The sequence below is a fragment of the Virgibacillus doumboii genome, assembly GCF_902806455.1.
Classification (GTDB): domain Bacteria; phylum Bacillota; class Bacilli; order Bacillales; family Amphibacillaceae; genus Lentibacillus; species Lentibacillus doumboii.
In genome coordinates, this window is record NZ_CADCWQ010000001.1 from 1,427,258 (window position 1) to 1,447,055 (window position 19,798).

The following is a 19,798-nucleotide window of genomic DNA, read 5'->3' on the forward strand; positions in this document are numbered from 1 at the left end:
CTTATGATTAAAGTAACTGTGTATCGAATGAATAACCAAATCATCGGATTTGAATTGTCAGGGCATGCAGACAGCGGCCCATACGGCTATGATTTAGTCTGTGCGGGGGTTTCTGCAGTAACATTTGGTTCTGTAAATGCAGTTATGGAATTGTGTCAAACAGACCTTGACATTGAACAGGGAGATAAAGGAGGATACCTGAGGGTTATCATTCCCGATCAATCGAATGAGCGTGTAATGGAAAAAATTCAACTCTTATTTGATGGTATGCTTATCTCACTTAAAACAATTGAACGAGAATATAGCCAGTTTATTACCATTCAAAGTAATTAAGGAGGTGCAGCTGTATGCTACGTCTAGATTTACAGTTTTTCTCACAGAAAAAAGGTGCCGGCAGTACGAAGAACGGTCGTGATTCAGAATCCAAACGTCTTGGTGCTAAAAGCGCTGATGGCCAAACTGTAACGGGTGGTTCTATTTTGTTCCGTCAACGTGGAACAAAAATTTACCCTGGTTTTAACGTGGGCCGCGGTGGAGACGACACACTATTTGCTAAAATCGATGGTGTTGTTAAATATGAACGCTATGGTCGTGACCGCAAAAAAGTCAGTGTCTATCCAGTAGCTCAGGAAGCATAATATAAATGCAAGTGACTTTAAACTCCAGCCGGAAGCCGGTTGGAGTTTTTTCGTGCATTAAATGAAATTTTCGTGCTTTTCTGCTATACTTTTCTTACTATTAGGGGGGGGAGAATAGTGGAAGAAAAGGAAGTTATTCAAATATTACGACAATACCGGCATGATTTATTGAATCAGCTGCAAATCGTACAAGGGTATATGAGCATGGGAAAAACAGAGAAGGTTCAATCGAAAATAAAGGATTATATACAGCGATTGAACGAGGAAAGAAAACTGGTTAATTTCGACGCACCATTATTTGCATTGTACCTGATTCAATTTGATTCACTACATATGAATTTTCGTTTAACATACGATATACATACAGAAAATAGAAATTTACAACATATTGATGGAGAGCTTATAGACTGCTGTCGGAAGATTATGGCAGAGATTGAACATATTTCAGATGAAAATGAATTATATGAAGTGCATTTACAAATCAATGAAGTTGCTTCAGAATCCTTGATAGAACTTGATTTTGCTGTCGTTGGCAACTTTTATGACTCAGATAATCGGCTTGAAGGTTTGAAAAATAACAGGTTTAACGCAGATACAGATATTACAGCAGACGGAATTACATGCACATGTAACGTCCAATTTTAGTGAGGTGAAGTTTTTGTTTGTAGATCAGGTTAGTGTATATGTAAAGGCCGGCGATGGCGGAAACGGTCTTGTTGCATACCGGAGAGAAAAATATGTCCCAAAAGGGGGACCTGCCGGCGGTGATGGGGGCAATGGCGGAGATATTATATTTAAAGTTGATGAAGGCCTTAATACATTAATGGACTTTCGGTATAATCGTCATTATAAAGCAAAACGCGGTGAAAGCGGGATGAGCCAAAATAAACATGGTAAAAACACCTATCCGCTAATTGTTCCAGTTCCGCCCGGTACGACAGTGACAGATGAAGAAACAGGAGAAGTTATTGCGGATTTAACAGCAGAAGGCCAGGAAGCGGTAATCGTCAAGGGCGGCCGTGGCGGTCGTGGAAATTCCCGTTTCGCAACCCCGAAAAATCCTGCCCCGGAATTAGCTGAGAATGGAGAACCTGGGCAGGAACGAAATATTACAGTTGAGTTAAAACTGATTGCTGATGTCGGACTGGTAGGTTTTCCAAGTGTAGGCAAATCCACCCTATTATCCGTTGTCAGCGCAGCCAAACCGAAAATTGCTGATTATCATTTCACAACGCTGGCACCTAATCTCGGCGTTGTTGAAACAGCGGATCAAAGAAGTTTCGTCATGGCTGATTTACCTGGTTTAATCGAGGGTGCACATGAGGGTGTGGGACTAGGCTATCAGTTTCTGCGCCATGTGGAAAGAACCCGTGTTATTTTGCACGTGATTGATATGGCGAGTACAGAAGGCCGGGATCCATACGATGATTTCCAGAAGATTAACCAGGAGTTAAAAGAATATGACCCACGAATGGTGGAACGGCCGCAAATTATTGCAGCCAATAAGATGGACATGCCTGGAGCAGAAGAAAATCTGCAGGAGTTTCAAAAGAAATTAACCGACGATACGCAGGTTTATTCCATTTCTGCACTAACCAGGGATGGATTAAGAGATATATTATTTGCAATAGCTGATACATTGGATAAAATTCCTAAGTACACCCCTGAGCTGGAGAAGGACTTCGAGGAAGAAGTTGTTTACAGATATAAAAAGGAAGATCCGGCATTTTCAATTACCCGAGATGATGACGGTGCTTTTGTTCTAACAGGTGCCAAAATAGAAAAATTGTTTAAAATGACTGATTTCACAAAAGATGAAGCGGTCCAGCGTTTTTCGAGACAACTTCGGGGAATGGGTGTTGACGAAGCATTACGAAAACGCGGTGCCAAGGATGGCGATACGATCAGATTACTGGATTTTGAATTTGAATTTATTGAGTAGTCCGGTATTTAAATTGTAAAGTTGGTTTCTGAAAGAATGGGACTGTGTTTACCCATCTCATCGGAAAGATATATTGTTTTAGGCGTAAAAGATATAAAATGCGCAGTAACTTTAGATGAGTGTTAGACCACCGCTCCGGAAATACACTTCGCTTTCCGTGGGCGGCTGATGAGCCTCCTTGCTCCTTCGTCGCTGCGGAGTCTCATCTAGGCCTCTGCTCCCACAGGAGTCTCCGTGTATTTCCTCCGCTAGGTTCTACGTCTGTGAACTATTGGTTGGAGTAGGAAACGGGATAAAACACACAGGATAACACTTCACTAGTCCGGGTGAGCGGAGGGTGGTGACTCCTGCGGGAACAGCACGAGTCCGAAGACCCCGCAGAGTGACGAGCGAAACATCCACCGAATATGCTACGAGTTGCGAGGAGTGCTGCTTCTCTGAAAACACTCGCAACACGACGAGTACCCTTCTCGAGGAGGCTGAGGCCGTGCCCGCGGCTAAGAAGACACTGCGAAAAAAGAATTTTTGAGCAGATGTCGCCTTGGTACCCGGAGGTGTGAAAGCATCCGCCCGGAGCGATTCCGGACGGAGGGGCGAGAAGTCTTTATTTATATTCGAACAGTTACTGCGCATTTTATATCAACTGTGAAGGTCAAGTGCAGCAAAATTTATGTAGAGCCTTTTGAATAGAGCATAAAGTAAAGAGGGGAAATAAATGACAAAGATAGGTTATTTGGGTCCAAAAGGGACATTTACAAAATTAGCGGTCGATACCGCATTTAATGGTGAGGATAAACATAGTTTTGATACAATCCCGGAATGTATCGACGCTGTTGATAATAATCAAATCGACATTGGTGTAGTACCATTGGAGAATGCGATTGAAGGTACCGTGCAATTAACCGTTGACTACTTGGTTCATCAGGTTCGGCTGCCGATTATTGCTGAAATTGTAGTACCTATTCAACAGCACTTGCTTGTAAACCAGGACTTCGATGGTAAATTAACAGATTTGGAGGAAGTCCATTCACATAGTCATGCGATAGCTCAATGCCATCAATTTATTCATAAACATATTCCGGATGCGTCTATAAATTTCACATCGTCCACCGGTAAGGCTGCTGAGATTGTAAGTAATAGCAGCAGGAATATCGCTGCTATTGGCAATAAACTGGCAGCAAAAGAATATGGACTTACCATTCATCAGCAAAATGTTCATGATTATCCAAATAATCATACAAGGTTTGTTGTATTAGCCAAAAATAAAGATGCTGTAAACATAAAGCATGAAATAAATGCTGAAAAAACAAGCGTGTTAATAATGTTGCCAAGTGACTATTCAGGTGCACTTTATCAAGTACTTGCTGCATTTGCCTGGCGAAAAATGAATCTTTCCAAAATAGAATCAAGACCAATGAAAACAGGATTAGGAAACTATTTTTTTATTGTCGATGTTAACCAGCCATATGATGATGTGTTGTTTCCGGGCGTTCAGGCTGAACTGGAGGCTTTGGGATGTAAGGTAACAGTTCTTGGTACATACCCTGTTTATCAAATGAACCTTTAATATAATCCGTCTGCACTTTAATAAAGCAGACGGATTTATTTATGTACTATAAATTTATTTCAACATTTACAATTTCATTGCATATGTTGATAATGAGTGATTTGCCCAGATTTAAACTGAAATGAAAGGAGAATGGTTTGATTTGAAGATCCATATCGTACAAAAAGGCGATACATTATGGGAAATAGCGAATAATTATGGAGTAGATTTTGAAAAGGTTAAAGAGCTGAATCCACAGTTGTCAAGTCCGGATATGATAATGCCGGGAATGAAAATAAAAATACCCAGTACATCAAAGCCGGTCAAAAGTGATAATACTGCAGTAAAAAAAGAAACGCAAAAGCCTATTACCAAACAACCATACAAAGACACATCTCCAAAACCAATGCCGGTAGTAAAAGAAGATGACTATAAAAAACCGGTAAAGATGCAGCCGAAAATGCCAGTTAAACCAGAGATGCCTGAACAACCGAAGATGCCTGTTCAGCCGCAAATCCAAATGCCAACGTCAGAACAGGAAATAAATTATTACGACTACGACACCACAATTAATCTTGAATATGATTACTACGCGCCACAAAAGGAAAAGCCAAAGCACATGCCACAGCAGATGGTTATGATTTGCCCTCATTGTTTTAAACCGAGTTGCCCGCCGCCTCCTATGCATCACGGATATCTACCGCCAATGGGAAAAAAGGATTGCGGATGCGGTGGACCTAAGCAAATGCCTAAGTATAATCCGCAACCATACGGTTATATGGCAAGTGAGTCATCACCAAATATGGAAATGCCGATGAAGCATGGAATGCAAAATAATAACTATAGTCCATATAATACACCTGCTTCACCACAGAGTATGGGAATGCAGCAGGGATTTCATCCACAACAGTTACCTCCACAATCACATCCGCATTTTGCAAATGATTCGTACAATAAAATGCCTTATCCAACACCACCTGAATTCCCTGGAAACCAAATGTTTGATTTCCGCGAAGATGGGGACGATTCAAAGGGTGAATAGTTTTGTTCGAGGAGACGACATGAATTTTGATCGTCTCTCTTCTTTTTTATATAATACCGGAATGTTGGAAATACTTCGTATAACCAGCATAAAAAATAATGTTTTTTATCTGGAAACAAAAGGTGAAGAAAAATTTATTTTAAAGAAACATCGTAATCAAGCAAAAGTCGAACAGCAATGGATTTTTTTTGAAAAATTAAACCTGCCTGTTGTTATCGGATTTGAACGTTTTCCGAATCATAAGAGGTTTATTAAAGATAATGGACAGTATTGGACTATTTCCAAATATATAAAGGGAAAAAGGTTGAATTACGCTGATGAGGAAGATCGACAGGAAACTTTACAAACGTTACAGACATTTCATGAACATTCAAGCGGATTAAAGATACCTGAACCTTTGAAGAAAGAGCTGTTTTACAAGCGTTGGTATAAAAGACTGCAGACTTTCAGGAAAACGGAATATATATTCATTGAATATCAATTTAATTCATTATATAAAGATATCGTACAAACCACTGAACACGCTTTGGAGATTATTTCCGAATATCCCTGGAACCGATTGGAGCAGCAGGCTGTTGCGTATGGAACATGGATTCATGGCGATGTCGCTTCCCATAACTTCATTCGTGGCAGGAATCAGCTATACATGATTGATTTTGACTTGTTGTTATGTGCACCGCAGCTTTATGATTGCATTCAGCTTGGACAGCGATTTCTGCCTTATACAGACTTTGATCTATATAAATTGTTATCCTATCGAATGGTAGAAGAACAATTTCTTAAGCCATGGTTATATGGTATTTCTGTTCCAAGTGATATATTAAGGGAATGGATAAATTATTTGTATCGTACACCCGAAAGATCTGTCCATAACTACTTGCAGACAATGCATTCAAACTGGATGAAACGTCAATCTTTTTTGAAAGAAGTCAGATCAATGCTAAAATAAATGCAGGGTAACATACTTCAGATGAAGAGGAGCGGAATTCGTGGAAAAAACAGTAGAAAAAATCGTGCGATGGTTACAAGTGCAGGTCAAAGAAGCTGGAGTAAATGGATTAATGGTAGGTGTAAGTGGCGGACTTGATTCAGCAGTTGCGGCACACTTGATTAAGCGTGCATTTCCAGAGAATTCGCTTGGTGTGATTATGCCGCTGAACAGCAGTCTTACTGATATGGATCATGCAAATAAAGTAATCGAAAGCTGTGGAATAAATCAACTTACAATCGACCTCACAGAGACTCATCAGGTTATGTATTCGCAAATTCAGCAAAAGATAAAGGAACAAAATGAATTTAATGAAGATAACGATCAACTTGCAGGCGCTAATCTCAGGGCACGTTTGCGCATGAGCACCCTGTATGCAGTAGCTGCCAATTATAATTACCTTGTTACTGGTACAGATAATGCAGCCGAATGGTATACAGGTTATTTTACAAAATACGGTGATGGCGGCGTGGATATCCTACCGCTTGTAGATTTTACAAAAACCGAAGTGCGGGAAATGGCTGAATATTTAGGAGTACCTAAAGAAATTATCCACAAAAAACCAAGCGCAGATTTATGGGAAGGTCAAACGGATGAAGGTGAAATGGGTACAACATACGATAAAATTGATGCATATTTAAAGGGAGAAAAAATCCCGGCGAAAGATAAAGAAGTCATTGAAAAGATGCATCAGCGTACAGAACATAAGCGAAATCCTGCAAATCAATTCCATCTAACCAAATAGTAATTCCTTTATTTAACTGTTTAAAAAAATCTCTCTTATCCAATCTAAAGATAAGGGAGGTTTTTGAATGTGGATTAAAATAGCAGGTCTGGCAATAGTGGTAATCTTGCTTGTCGGATGTACGAACAATAATGATGAAGCTTTTCGGGAAGATCTGGATGATTTTCCAGAACCGACAAAGTATGATGCAGATAATCCTAAAAATGATCCTTTTGGTGTCGGAAAAGAAGGTGAATATCCGCAAAGTGATCAGACCGAGATGAATGATGGTGACGAAAGCGGTCAAAGTGATCTGTTTACAAATGAGGAATCCGTAGCCATTGCTAATCACCTTACTAAGAAAAAAGAAGTAATCCAGTCTCAGGTTGCTTTAACTGATAATAAAGTAGTTGTCGGTGTCATGTTAAACGAAAGTGCTCCGGCAGACATGCGGGAAAGGATTAAAAAAGAAGTACAGGAAATGAAACCAAACAAAAAAGTCAACGTATATACCGACGATATTTATTGGGACCGCATGCGAAATAAGGATTCAAAACTGGATCATTTCAACGGTGATATGGAAGAATTTCTGAATGAATTTTTCAATACAACCAGAGAATAAATCTTTGCAAAAAGGGATTTTTTCTGCCTTCTCAATATTACTATCGTTTCCCAAAGCGATTTGGTGTCATAAATCCAGAAATTTTTTTCAGGATATTTATGACACTTTTTGTGTTTCAGCTTCGATTATAGTATTACAACCGCCACTTTATTGATTAGCCTATTTTTGGTATAGTTAAAAAGGAAATTATTAGAGAGGAGAATGTCCTATGGCTGGTCATTCTAAATGGAAGAATATACAGAGACGAAAAAATGCACAGGATGCAAAAAAAGGTAAAATCTTTATGCGACATGCAAAAGAAATATACACGGCAGCAAAGGAAGGCGGAGGAGACCCTGATACAAATCCTGCACTAAGGGTGGCAGTTGACAAGGCCAAAGGGGACAACATGCCAAATGATAATATTGATCGTGCCATTAAAAAAGCAACCGGAACGCTTGATGGAGCGAGTTATGAAGAAATAACCTATGAAGGATATGGACCTGGCGGAGTTGCAGTAATTGTTCAGGTTTTGACAGACAACAAGAACAGAACTGCAGCTGAAGTAAGGCATGCGTTCAAGAAGAACGGCGGTAATCTTGGAGAAAACGGCAGTGTTTCATTCATGTTTGACCGAAAAGGTTATATTGTTATTACAAACGAAGATGGATCCATCGATGAGGATGAAATCTCGCTGGAGGCAATAGAAGCTGGAGCAGATGATATTATCACGGAAGATGGGGACTATGAAATCTATACGGCACCGGAAAACTTTACAGATGTGTGTGATCATTTACGCGGAAGTGAGTATGAACTGGAGGAATCGGAAATTGCACTATTCCCGCAAACATACAGTTCTCCTTCTGAAGATGATGAGAAAAAAATGCTGAACCTGATTGACATGCTTGAAGACAGTGAGGATGTTCAGGACATTTATCATAACTTAGAGGAATCGGAATAATTCTTATGAAAGCTTCCATTTTTTATCAACGATAGGAGATGGAGGTTTTCCATTTTTCATGATTGAAATGAATAGTTATGTTAAAATAGGTCAAGGAATGTAAAGGAGAAGGTCAGTGATGATAGCATACATAAAAGGAATATTAACAGCTATTCAGGATGATGCAGTGATAGTGGATGTGCAGGGGGTTGGTTATGAAATTGTTTGTGCCAATCCATTTGTATTTCAAGCCGAATTAAATAACGAAATTAAAATTAATACATATCACTATGTTCGGGAAGATACACAAGTCCTATACGGTTTTAAAAATGAAGATGTAAAATACTTATTCATAAAATTAATCTCTGTATCCGGGATTGGACCAAAAGGTGCGTTAGCAATTCTGGGCAGTGTTGATGTAAATGGATTCGTCGAAGCAATTGAGCGGGAAGATGATAAGTTTCTAACCAGTTTCCCGGGAGTTGGTAAGAAAACTGCCCGGCAAATCATACTTGATCTGAAAGGGAAATTGACATCAATGGTGACTGTATCAGCTGAAGGCGATTCAAATCAGCCAAGCAGTCAGGGGACATCCGAAGAATTGATGGAAGCACAGGAGGCATTAAAAGCGTTAGGTTATACCGAACGTGAAATTAAGACAGTCATTCCACAATTACAAACTGAAGATACCGCCAATACGGATGAAATGATCCGAAAAGCATTAGCATTATTAATGAAGAACTAACAAGGGAGGGATAATGATGGAAGAGCGAATGGTCACAGGTGAATTGCAAAATGAAGATTCTGCTGTGGAATTAAGTCTGCGTCCCACCAGCCTGAACCAGTATATCGGGCAGCGAAAGGTTAAAGAAAACTTAAGTATTTTTATTCAGGCTGCCAGAATGCGCGAAGAACCGCTTGACCATGTCCTGTTATATGGTCCTCCAGGCCTTGGTAAAACGACATTGGCTGCAATTATTGCGAATGAAATGGGTGTTCAATTCCGGTCCACTTCCGGGCCTGCGATTGAACGCGCAGGTGATTTGGCCGCTATACTGTCTTCATTGGAACCAGGTGATGTGTTGTTCATCGATGAAGTACACCGGCTGCCACGGTCTGTAGAAGAAGTACTGTATCCTGCAATGGAAGATTTCTTCCTGGACATCGTCATCGGTACTGGTCCAAGTGCCAGGTCTGTCCGAATTGATTTACCCCCATTTACACTGGTGGGTGCAACAACAAGAGCTGGCCTGTTATCTGCACCATTACGCGACCGTTTTGGTGTACTTAGCCGGTTGGAGTTTTATGAAACGGAAGATTTATGTGCCATTATTGAGCGCACTGCAGAAATTTTTGAAACGAATATTGCAAAAGATGCAGCAGGAGAGATTGCCAGGAGATCAAGGGGCACACCACGAATTGCAAATCGTCTGTTGAAGCGAATTCGTGATATTTCTCAGGTAAAAGGAGAAAGCAAAATCAGTCTGGAAACTACAGAACATGCTCTGGAGATGCTTCAGGTTGATGATGCTGGACTTGATCATGTTGATCATAAACTCTTAAAAGGAATTATAAATGGCTTTCAGGGTGGACCAGTTGGCTTGGATACGATTGCTGCAACCATAGGTGAAGAGTCTCAAACGATTGAGGACGTTTATGAACCATTTCTGTTACAAATCGGTTTTATTCAGCGCACACCAAGAGGGCGCATTGTAACCCCTAAAGCATATCAGCATTTTGGAATGAAGGGAAACGATGAAAAATGACCGGAGGGAAACTATTTATTGTCCTTGGCATTATATTTTTAATAATTGGTGTCATCTGGACATTTTTTGGGAAACTGCCTGGGGATATTAGTTTTAAAAAAGGAAATTTTTCGTTTCATTTTCCAATCATGACATCCATTGTTGTAAGTATTATTCTTTCCCTGATTTTTTTCATAGTTAGTAAATTTCGTTAAGTGCGTGTTCAAAAAGGAGGATAATAAGGACCGAGAAGTTCAAGCCAACGAAGAAACTCGATGTGTCATTTTTACCGGACTTTTTGAACAACATTTTAAAAGCAGTTAGGAGAAACACCATGAACATAGAAGATTTTGATTTTAATTTGCCTGAGGAGTTAATCGCACAGACACCGTTAAAAGATCGTTCCTCATCACGCTTGCTGGTTTTGCATCGTGATACGAATAAATTGGAGCATAAAACGTTTACAGATATTAAAAACTATTTTAAAGCTGGTGACTGCCTTGTCTTAAATGATACGCGTGTCTTACCGGCAAGACTTTATGGGGTGAAAGAGGATACAGGTGCAAAAATAGAGGTGCTATTGCTTCATCAACAGGAAGGGGATTCGTGGGAAGTACTTGCAAAGCCTGCAAAGAAGATAAAATCCGGCTCAACACTGGTATTTGGTGAAGGGAAACTTCGTGCAACGTGTACGGATGTGAAAGACCATGGCGGCCGTGTATTGAAATTTGAGTATGAAGGTATTTTTTATGAAGTTCTTGATGAGTTAGGTGAAATGCCTCTGCCGCCATATATTAAAGAACAGTTACCGGAAAAAGAGCGTTATCAGACTGTTTTTGCAAAGGAAGAAGGTTCAGCAGCAGCTCCAACTGCAGGCCTGCATTTTACAAATGAACTGTTGAATGAAATAAAAGCGCTCGGTGTCACAGTTGTATTTATTACATTACATGTTGGACTTGGAACATTTCGTCCTGTCAGCTCGGATACGATTGAAGAACATACGATGCACGCTGAATTTTACCATATGTCGAAAGAAACCGCTGCTCTTCTTTCAAAAGTAAAGGAAAATAACGACAGAATCATTTCTGTTGGTACAACATCAACAAGAACACTGGAGACAATTGCCCGGGATAATGATGGACAATTTGTGGAGTCGAGCGGATGGACGGATATTTTTATTTATCCACCATATGACTTTCGGGCAGTTGATGGACTTATTACAAATTTCCATTTGCCAAAATCAACGCTGATTATGCTGGTAAGCGCACTTGCTGACCGCGAAAGTATTTTACATGCATATAATGAGGCAGTTAAAGAAAGGTATCGCTTTTTCAGCTTTGGTGATGCGATGTTAATCTTATAACAAAGGGACGAAAAAAATATGACAGCTATTACCTATGAACATATAAAAACGTGCAAACAGACTGGTGCAAGACTTGGAAAGGTCCATACACCACATGGATCATTTGATACACCGACATTTATGCCTGTCGGTACATTGGCAACGGTGAAAACAATGAGTCCCGAAGATTTGCATCGAATGAATGCGAAAATAATTCTGTCCAATACGTATCATTTATGGTTAAGACCTGGTGAGGACATTATTAAAGAAGCTGGCGGTCTTCATAAATTTATGAATTGGGATGGTGCAATCCTGACCGACTCTGGTGGATTCCAGGTATTCAGCCTAAGTGATATGCGTGATATTAAGGAAGAGGGCGTACACTTTCGCAACCATATAAGTGGTGCAAAACTGTTTTTATCACCGGAAAAGGCTATGGAAATCCAAAATGCACTTGGATCAGATATCATGATGGCTTTTGATGAATGTCCGCCATATCCTGCATCATATGATTACATGAAGGCATCGGTGGAACGGACTTCACGCTGGGCGGAGCGTTGTTTAAATGCACACCAGCGACCATCCGAACAGGGCTTATTTGGTATAGTTCAGGGTGGAGAATATGAAGATTTGCGAAAACAGAGTGCGAGTGACTTGACCTCGTTGGATTTTCCTGGCTATGCGATAGGCGGTTTATCCGTTGGAGAACCAAAAGATGTCATGAATCGTGTGCTTGAATTTACAACACCACTTTTACCTGATAATAAGCCACGCTACTTAATGGGAGTTGGTTCACCTGATTCATTGATTGACGGTGCTGTACGCGGGATAGATATGTTTGATTGTGTTTTACCAACACGTATTGCACGAAATGGGACATGCATGACCTCGGTCGGCAGACTGGTTGTCCGAAATGCTAAATATGCAAGGGATTTCAGTCCAATTGATGAAAATTGCGATTGTCATGTATGCAGGAATTATACGCGTGCATATATCCGTCATTTGATAAAATGTAATGAAACATTCGGATTCAGGCTTACTACTTACCATAATCTCTATTTTCTGTTAAAATTGATGAAGCAAGTACGTGATTCTATTGCTGAGGATCGACTTGGTGATTTTAAAGAAGCATTCTTTGAACAATATGGTCTTAATCAACCGAATGCCAAAAACTTTTAGTAAAGGGGGGAAACAACAATGGACATGCTAATATCACTCTCACCGATTATTCTGATGTTTGTTATCTTTTATTTCCTGCTTATCCGTCCACAGCAAAAGCGGCAAAAGCAGGTTAAACAAATGCAATCAGATCTTCAAAAAGGAGATGCGGTTGTAACAATCGGTGGTTTTCATGGTGTCGTACATGCAATTGACGAAAACACAGTAGTCATTCAATCTGCAGGTGACGGACCTAAACTTACGTATGACCGGTCAGCAATCCGGGAAGTAAAAAGTAATGAATAACCTGTAACAGTAACTTTATGATCATACATAAAGGAAAACAAAGAGAAGTCAGTTTATCTTGAACTGACTTCTTTTTCGTATTATCTCTAATTATTTTCCGCTGCTGATCCCATGTTAACTCCAAGAACACCACCAATAAGTGCTGCCACAATAAATCCAAGATGGTGGAGTGACTGTTCCATTGTGAATACCTGCTGATACCCCAAATATTGTACAAGGAATGTGAACAGTGTGAATCCGAGCCCAGTTGCAGACCCGATAATCCAACCTTTTTGTTTTCCTTTAATGCCCGCAACTATGCCGCCAATAAATAAACAAATTAATCCAACCGCCAATGTGACCCAGGATAATGTGCTTTCTCCCATTGTTGTGAAGCGGAGTAAAAAGGCCAGGATAATGCTTGATAGAAGTATTAATCCAAGTACTACGATCCATCCATACATCAATGCAATAAATTGTTGTTTCCGCATGATGTGTTTCCCCCTTTCCATTGATTGTCCATCTACCGTCATTCTATTCATGAAAATAAAAAATAGACTGAAAATATTTTGCGGATTCCGGCATATATTTCTAAGAAGAGATTATCTTTAGGGCGAAAGAGGATGTAGCATGGATGTCGTATTAGCAACTGTCATTTTTATAATCAGCTATATATTTATTATGACCGAGAAAATTAATCGTGCGGTTGTTGTTATGTCAGGTGGTGTGTTACTGCTTCTGACAGGGATTTACAGTGCGGATGATATGTTTATGCATTATATAGACTGGAATACAATTGCTTTGTTATTTTCAATGATGTTGTTAATCTCAATCACAGAAAAGACAGGATTGTTCTCTTATATAGCAGTTCGTTTTGCCCAAAAAGTTCGTGGTTCACCAATTCCATTATTGATTGGAGTAGGTATTTTAACCGCCATAGGGTCAGCTCTATTGGATAATGTTACAACGGTCCTGATTTTTGTTCCAATTATCCTGAAAATTACAAAGCAATTAAATCTCCCTGCATTTCCATACCTGCTGACTATCATTTTCAGTTCAAATATCGGGGGGACAGCGACACTAATAGGTGATCCCCCAAATATAATGATTGGACAAGCTGTTGATCATCTTACGTTTCTATCATTTATTAATCATCTCGCACCACTTGCATTTATCATCTTTCTGTTCATGCTCGGGATTTTATTACTTCTGTTCAGACGTACATTGACCATCAATAAATCAAATGTTAAAGAATTATTGGATACTGATGCATCTTCGTATCTTATAAAAACACCAATGCTGTATCAATCCATTATCGTTCTGAGTCTTACGTTATCAGGATTTTTGCTGCAGTCCATTCTGCATATTGAGTTGACTGTTATTGCATTGAGCGGGGCAATTCTGTTGTTGCTGCTGACTGAAAGAGAACTTGATACCGAGCAAATTTTTGCAAAAGTGGAATGGGTAACTTTATTTTTCTTTATCGGTCTGTTTGCTTTAGTCGGGGGTCTCGAAGAAGTTGGTATAATTGATGAAATGGCCAGAGCAATTGTTCTTTCAACAGATGGGGATTACGCAAAAACTACGATTCTAATTTTGTGGATTTCCGGATTATTTTCAGGAATTGTAGATAATATTCCGTTTGTTGCTGCGATGATTCCTGTGGTTGAAGAGTTTGAGGGATATGGAATGGTTTATTTGGATCCAATATGGTGGTCACTTGCTTTAGGTGCTTGTCTGGGAGGTAATGCAACATTGGTCGGCGCATCTGCAAATGTTGTTGTTGCAGGATTAGCGGAAGGTGCCGGACAAAAAATTCCATTCATCAGGTTTATGCTTTATGGGATACCATTTGTTCTGTTTTCACTTATTATATCCACTGTATATATTTTCGTCAGATACTTAATACCATATATGACAAATACAATATAAAAGCCTATTTTTTAAATTTTATTGCTATTTAACCTCGTAGTTGCTATTTAATGCGCAGTAACTGCTGGAATATAAATAAAGACTTCTCGCCCCTCCGTCCGGGATCGCTCCGGGCGGATGCTTTCACACCTCCGGGTACCAAGGCGACATCTGCTCAAAATTCTTTTTCGCAGTGTCTTCTTAGCCGCGGGCACGGCCTCAGCCTCCTAGAGAAGGGTGCTCGTCGTGTTGCGAGTGTTTTCAGAGAAGCAGCACTCCTCGCAACTCGTAGCATATTCGGTGGATGTTTCGCTCGTCACTCTGCGGGGTCTTCGGAATCGTGCTATTCCCGCAGGAGTCACCGTCCTTCGCTCACCCGGACTAGTCAAGTGGTATAATGCTTTTTATTTATCAGGATATTCTAGCCATCTTAGTAAACGTATAACTAGCGGAGTGTATTACCGTAGCTACCGTAGCGGTAGCCAGCGCTCATATAAAGTTACTGCACATAATATATCTTTTGTGTTAAAACAACAATATAAACGACAAAAGCCTTATAAAAAGACATAACGCGTTGCATCAGCGTTATGTCTTTTTAATGTACCCATTTTTGGAGGAATGGGATTTGTTTTAATTCTTCTTTTGTGATGAATTTTAATATAAAGAGTAAAACGATATATATAGCTGTTAAAATTAAGATGACGAAAATAAACAGAAATAGATTTGATTCCAGTCCTGTAAAAACATTTTTTAAGAAGTCTCCGCTCATCCATGTGAGAATTATCAGTAAAACCATTTTGCCTATATCACCAGCGGGAATGGAAAAACCGATTTCTTTACGAAGACTTGCCAGATGCAGCATGGTCACAAGCACTACACCAACCGACATGGCAAGAGCTACACCAATAATGCCAAACTTGGAATTGGAAGCTAACAGAAACAAAACAACGAACTTGCATACAGCACCAATCAAGCTGTTCCACATCGCTGGTTTTGCAAGGTCAAGTGCCTGTAAAGTTGCTTGTAAAGGTGCCTGAATATAAAGTAAAATAAAGAATGGAGCCATTAAGACCAGAAGATTGCTCGCATTCCCAGTACCATACATATAGGTCAAAATCGGTACAGAAAATAAAGTGAGCACAATGGTTGCAATTCCTCCTGATGCAAAGGAAATTCTGATTGACTGATGAATTCGGTAATGAATGAGTTGTTTATTCATATGTGCGTCTGCTTCAGAAATGGACGGGACCAGAGCAATTGACAGGGAATTTGTAATAAAAGTAGGCAAAAACAGTAAAGGTAATACAAATCCTGTCAATTCACCGTACTGTTTTGTTGCCATGGAACTTGATAGTCCGGCAATGTACAGGCTTTGCGCAACGATTATCGGTTCCAGGAAGTAGGAAAATGAACCAATCAACCGACTCCCTGTACTTGGTAAAGCAATCGAAAACAGTTCTTTTAACGTATTTTTACTCGTTTTGATGTACTTAAAAAAGCGATGCCGGATGCTGACGATTTTTTTCCGTTGAAATAAATGAATCATAAAAAGCAGTGATGCAAATTCGCCAAGAATCACACTGAACATGGCCCCCGCTGCAGCAAATTCTATTCCGTATGGCAGTAACAGTTTAACGAATAATGCAACACATGTAATCCGGACGACTTGTTCAATGACCAATGCATAGCTTTGTGGTTTCATGTTTTGGCGTCCCTGAAAATAGCCTTTGAGAACGGAGGATATCGCAATTATTGGCACAATCGGACTTATTGCAATCAGCGGGTACATTGTCCGGTCGTCTGTCAGCAGTGTGGTGGCGATAAATGGTGCGGCCAGTATCATTCCAATTGTAAAAATCACACTGGATATACCTGTGACCAATAATGATACAACGAGAATTTTTTTAATCTTGCGTTTGTCGTTTTTGGCTTCTGCTTCCGAAACCCGTTTGGAAATTGCTACGGGCAGCCCAAGCTGTGTCAACGTAATAACAAGAATAAGGGTAGGGATTGCCATCATATAAAGGCCAACACCTTCTTCTCCCATTAGCCTGGCTACTACCAGGCGGTTAATAAAACCCAATAACCTGGTAATCATACCGGCTGCTATTAAGATTAATGTACCTTGTAAAAATGTTTGTTTGGTCAATATTGCCGCCCTGCCTTCTCAAAAAATAAATTTTCATATACAATGATATATATGCAATGAGGTGGGCCAAGCATGACAAGCATTATAATATCGCTTAAAAGCCTCGGGGGAGGGGAATGTCGTGGAAGAAGCAAGGAATGTAAATCAGTGGAAGCCGGAATTATTGCCGGCACTGGAAAGCAAAGTGAGTGAATTCCAGCTCATGGGATATAACCAGGCTACAAATGAAGATATATGGAAATGTTTAGAAGAAAAAGTATGGAAGGGTAACCCTCCAAAAAGGTTATATGAAGTGGTACAGGATATTTTCCACCTTGCATCAAACACATATATGGGTTATTTGACGGTTAACGCTCATCAGGATAATGATTTGATGGCTTCGATTGCTGCCTTGACCGAGAGCAGCACGGAAGAATAAATGTATGTACATAGTGTTTACGCGGCAGATTTAAAGGGAGGCAATTGGACAAGATGAAAAACAGAGGCAGAATCGTTGCCTTTTTCCTGATTGTATTAATTTTTGCGGGAACAATTGGGACAACGATAACAGGAATTACAAAAGATATTAATTTAGGTTTGGACCTTCAGGGCGGTTTTGAGATCTTGTATAAAGTAGAGCCAGTTGAAGAAGACAAGGAAACCGACCGACAATTACTCGAATCAACAGTACGTATACTTAATGAACGTGTAAATGAATTAGGTATCAGTGAAGCAAATATTAATATCGAAGGCGAGGACAGGATTAGGGTACAACTTGCCGGTATAGATAATCCGGAAGAAGCAAGAGAAATTCTATCAACTTCCGCTCGTGTGACGTTCAGGAATGTTGATGATGAGCTGTTGATGGATGGAAGTGCTCTGGTTGAAGGTGGTGCCAAACAGGATTTTTCGCAACAGACTAACGAGCCAATCGTTACATTACAATTGAAGAGTGCGGAACAGTTTCGTGAAATAACAAGTAAACTGGCTGCCAAATATGACCCAACTGTTCCTTTTCCACAACGGGAAGATTTACTTGTCATTTGGATGGATTACGAAAAAGGTGACTCATTTAAAGAGGAAGTAAAGAAAGAAGATCCGAAGTATGTCTCGGCAGCTGGTGTTGATGAAACTTTAAATACAACGAATGTTATGATTGAAGGCAATTTCACCGTCGAGTCTGCTCAGCGTCTTGCGGATATCATTAATGCTGGTTCATTGCCAGCCAACATGACAGAGCTTTATTCAAACACAGTAGGTGCACAGTTTGGTGAGAAGGCACTTGACAAAACAGTTTTTGCCGGGATTGTCGGTATTAGTTTAATTTTCTTATTTATGATTGTAGTGTATCGTTTTCCTGGATTGATTGCAGCGATTAATTTAAGTATTTATATCTACCTGGTGTTATTGGTTTTTGAATTGATGAATGGTGTACTAACCTTACAAGGGATTGCTGCATTGATCCTCGGTGTCGGTATGGCAGTGGACGCCAATGTCATCACATTTGAACGAATCAAGGAAGAGATCAGGGAAGGTAAGTCACTATTTGCCTCGTTTAAGGCCGGAACAGCAAACTCGTTACGGGCAATTGTTGATGCAAATATTACAACAATACTGGCAGCTATTGTTCTGTTTATATTCGGTACCAGCTCAGTTAAAGGGTTTGCGACAATGCTGATTCTCAGTATTTTAGTAAGTTTCTTAACGGCCGTTTATGGAACACGATTACTATTGTCACTCTGGGTGAGAACCAAAGCACTGAAAAATCGCCCGGGCTGGTTTGGAATTAAGAAAAAAGATATTAAAGATATAGCGGATTCAACCGAATATGAACCTAAAGTGTTTAACCGTGAGCTTAACATTGTTAAAAATCGGAAGAAATTTTTCATTGCATCATCGTTAATGGTGATTATTGGTGGTATTTCTCTGGGAATATTCCAATTGAATCCGGGAATTGATTTTACCGCAGGCTCAAGAATTCAACTGTCTGCAGAGCAGAGTTTGACCACAGAGGAAATTGAAAATGGTCTGGAAGAACTGAATCTTGAAGCGAAATCAGTTGTTTTAACAGGAAATAATAATGAGGGTGCTGTTCTCAGGTATGACAAAGTAATTGATGAAGATCGAATTGCAGATATCCAATCCTATTTTGGTGAGAACTTTAATGCAGACACAAGTGTAAGTATTGTGTCGCCAATAGTCGGAGAAGAACTTGTCAAAAATGCTTTATATGCATTGGGGATTGCTACAATCGGTATGATTATTTATGTTACGTTCCGATTTGAGCTGTTCTTTGGTATAACAGCAATTATTGCGTTGATTCACGATACCTTTTTCATACTGGCTATTTTCAGTATCACCGGTCTCGAATTTGATGTAACGATTGTCGCAGCAATTTTGACGATTATTGGGTATTCGATTAACGATACAATTGTAACCTTTGACCGAATACGAGAGAATTTGCGTAAGAAAAAACGAGTTAAGTCATTCGGTGAGCTTGCCAAAATAGTTAATAGAAGTCTAGTACAAACATTAACACGAAGTATCAATACAACAGTTACTACGCTGATTGCGGTTCTGGCATTTTTATTCCTCGGTGCACAATCAATAGCCGGATTTGCAATTGCACTTGCGGTTGGTTTAATTGCTGGTACTTATTCTTCGCTTTTCCTGGCATCTCAACTTTGGTTAGTATGGCGCGGGAACAATATTAAGAAGAAACCGGTTGTATTTGCTAAAAAGAAACGTACCGAAGGACCACAGGTATAAATAAAATTAAACCCCTGTTGCTTTAGAAGCTTCAGGGGT

General features: G+C 39.8%; 21 protein-coding genes. 19 read left to right on the plus strand and 2 right to left on the minus strand.

Annotated elements, in window-relative coordinates; all coding sequences use genetic code 11:
* Nucleotides 1–3 precede the first annotated feature (3 nt).
* The 16 genes from G6R02_RS06805 (at nt 4) to yajC (ending at nt 12,972) form a co-directional block, all read left to right on the plus strand.
* Nucleotides 4–333, plus strand: a complete 330-nt coding sequence (locus G6R02_RS06805; protein WP_164668485.1) for a ribosomal-processing cysteine protease Prp — start codon at nt 4–6, stop codon at nt 331–333.
* Between the two features lie 14 nt (nt 334–347).
* Nucleotides 348–638 (plus strand): 50S ribosomal protein L27, encoded by a 291-nt coding sequence (gene rpmA, locus G6R02_RS06810; RefSeq protein ID WP_164668486.1) that lies wholly within the window; start codon nt 348–350, stop codon nt 636–638.
* A gap of 117 nt (nt 639–755) precedes the next feature.
* Complete coding sequence (locus G6R02_RS06815; protein WP_164668487.1) at nt 756–1,283, plus strand: Spo0B domain-containing protein; 528 nt, start codon at nt 756–758, stop codon at nt 1,281–1,283.
* Nucleotides 1,284–1,296: 13 nt separating this feature from the next.
* Nucleotides 1,297–2,580, plus strand: coding sequence for a GTPase ObgE (gene obgE, locus G6R02_RS06820; RefSeq protein ID WP_164668488.1), 1,284 nt, complete (start codon nt 1,297–1,299; stop codon nt 2,578–2,580).
* 715 nt (nt 2,581–3,295) lie between these two features.
* Entirely contained in the window at nt 3,296–4,147 is an 852-nt protein-coding gene (gene pheA / locus G6R02_RS06825) for a prephenate dehydratase (RefSeq protein ID WP_164668489.1), read from the plus strand.
* A 142-nt stretch (nt 4,148–4,289) separates the two neighbouring features.
* Nucleotides 4,290–5,168 carry a SafA/ExsA family spore coat assembly protein gene (safA, locus tag G6R02_RS20235; RefSeq protein ID WP_164668490.1) on the plus strand — a complete coding sequence of 293 codons (879 nt, stop codon included), beginning with the start codon at nt 4,290–4,292 and terminating at the stop codon, nt 5,166–5,168.
* 19 nt (nt 5,169–5,187) lie between these two features.
* Complete coding sequence (locus G6R02_RS06835; protein WP_164668491.1) at nt 5,188–6,117, plus strand: phosphotransferase; 930 nt, start codon at nt 5,188–5,190, stop codon at nt 6,115–6,117.
* 40 nt (nt 6,118–6,157) lie between these two features.
* Nucleotides 6,158–6,901: an NAD(+) synthase gene (gene nadE, locus G6R02_RS06840; protein ID WP_164668492.1), complete on the plus strand. Its 744-nt coding sequence runs from the start codon at nt 6,158–6,160 to the stop codon at nt 6,899–6,901.
* A gap of 67 nt (nt 6,902–6,968) precedes the next feature.
* Nucleotides 6,969–7,502, plus strand: coding sequence for a YhcN/YlaJ family sporulation lipoprotein (locus tag G6R02_RS06845; protein ID WP_164668493.1), 534 nt, complete (start codon nt 6,969–6,971; stop codon nt 7,500–7,502).
* Between the two features lie 208 nt (nt 7,503–7,710).
* Nucleotides 7,711–8,442, plus strand: a complete 732-nt coding sequence (locus tag G6R02_RS06850; RefSeq protein ID WP_164668494.1) for a YebC/PmpR family DNA-binding transcriptional regulator — start codon at nt 7,711–7,713, stop codon at nt 8,440–8,442.
* Nucleotides 8,443–8,560: 118 nt separating this feature from the next.
* Complete coding sequence (ruvA, locus tag G6R02_RS06855) at nt 8,561–9,166, plus strand: Holliday junction branch migration protein RuvA (RefSeq protein ID WP_164668495.1); 606 nt, start codon at nt 8,561–8,563, stop codon at nt 9,164–9,166.
* Between the two features lie 16 nt (nt 9,167–9,182).
* A complete protein-coding gene (ruvB, locus tag G6R02_RS06860) occupies nt 9,183–10,187 on the plus strand; it encodes a Holliday junction branch migration DNA helicase RuvB (protein ID WP_164668496.1) in 1,005 nt (334 codons plus the stop codon).
* The gene (locus G6R02_RS06865; protein WP_164668497.1) at nt 10,184–10,381 is read left to right on the plus strand and encodes a DUF2905 domain-containing protein; all 198 of its coding nucleotides are present in this window, start codon (nt 10,184–10,186) and stop codon (nt 10,379–10,381) included. The genes ruvB and G6R02_RS06865 overlap by 4 nt, the downstream gene beginning before the upstream one ends.
* A 119-nt stretch (nt 10,382–10,500) precedes the next feature.
* On the plus strand, nt 10,501–11,529 hold the full coding sequence (gene queA / locus G6R02_RS06870; RefSeq protein ID WP_164668498.1) for a tRNA preQ1(34) S-adenosylmethionine ribosyltransferase-isomerase QueA: 1,029 nt from the start codon (nt 10,501–10,503) through the stop codon (nt 11,527–11,529).
* An 18-nt stretch (nt 11,530–11,547) separates the two neighbouring features.
* Nucleotides 11,548–12,687 carry a tRNA guanosine(34) transglycosylase Tgt gene (gene tgt, locus G6R02_RS06875; RefSeq protein WP_164668499.1) on the plus strand — a complete coding sequence of 380 codons (1,140 nt, stop codon included), beginning with the start codon at nt 11,548–11,550 and terminating at the stop codon, nt 12,685–12,687.
* Nucleotides 12,688–12,705: 18 nt separating this feature from the next.
* The gene (gene yajC, locus G6R02_RS06880) at nt 12,706–12,972 is read left to right on the plus strand and encodes a preprotein translocase subunit YajC (RefSeq protein WP_164668500.1); all 267 of its coding nucleotides are present in this window, start codon (nt 12,706–12,708) and stop codon (nt 12,970–12,972) included.
* An 86-nt stretch (nt 12,973–13,058) separates the two neighbouring features.
* On the opposite strand, the gene G6R02_RS06885 is transcribed toward yajC, so the two are convergent.
* A complete protein-coding gene (locus G6R02_RS06885) occupies nt 13,059–13,442 on the minus strand; it encodes a TIGR04086 family membrane protein (RefSeq protein WP_164668501.1) in 384 nt (127 codons plus the stop codon).
* A 139-nt stretch (nt 13,443–13,581) separates the two neighbouring features.
* Here G6R02_RS06885 and G6R02_RS06890 point away from each other — a divergent pair, with 139 nt between their 5' ends.
* Nucleotides 13,582–14,883, plus strand: coding sequence for an ArsB/NhaD family transporter (locus G6R02_RS06890; RefSeq protein WP_164668502.1), 1,302 nt, complete (start codon nt 13,582–13,584; stop codon nt 14,881–14,883).
* 574 nt (nt 14,884–15,457) lie between these two features.
* On the opposite strand, the gene spoVB is transcribed toward G6R02_RS06890, so the two are convergent.
* Entirely contained in the window at nt 15,458–17,011 is a 1,554-nt protein-coding gene (gene spoVB, locus G6R02_RS06895) for a stage V sporulation protein B (RefSeq protein ID WP_164668503.1), read from the minus strand.
* Between the two features lie 121 nt (nt 17,012–17,132).
* Between spoVB and G6R02_RS06900 the strand changes: the two genes are divergently transcribed.
* The gene (locus G6R02_RS06900; protein ID WP_164668504.1) at nt 17,133–17,429 is read left to right on the plus strand and encodes a post-transcriptional regulator; all 297 of its coding nucleotides are present in this window, start codon (nt 17,133–17,135) and stop codon (nt 17,427–17,429) included.
* A gap of 53 nt (nt 17,430–17,482) precedes the next feature.
* Nucleotides 17,483–19,759, plus strand: a complete 2,277-nt coding sequence (gene secDF / locus G6R02_RS06905) for a protein translocase subunit SecDF (RefSeq protein ID WP_164668505.1) — start codon at nt 17,483–17,485, stop codon at nt 19,757–19,759.
* Nucleotides 19,760–19,798 lie beyond the last annotated feature (39 nt).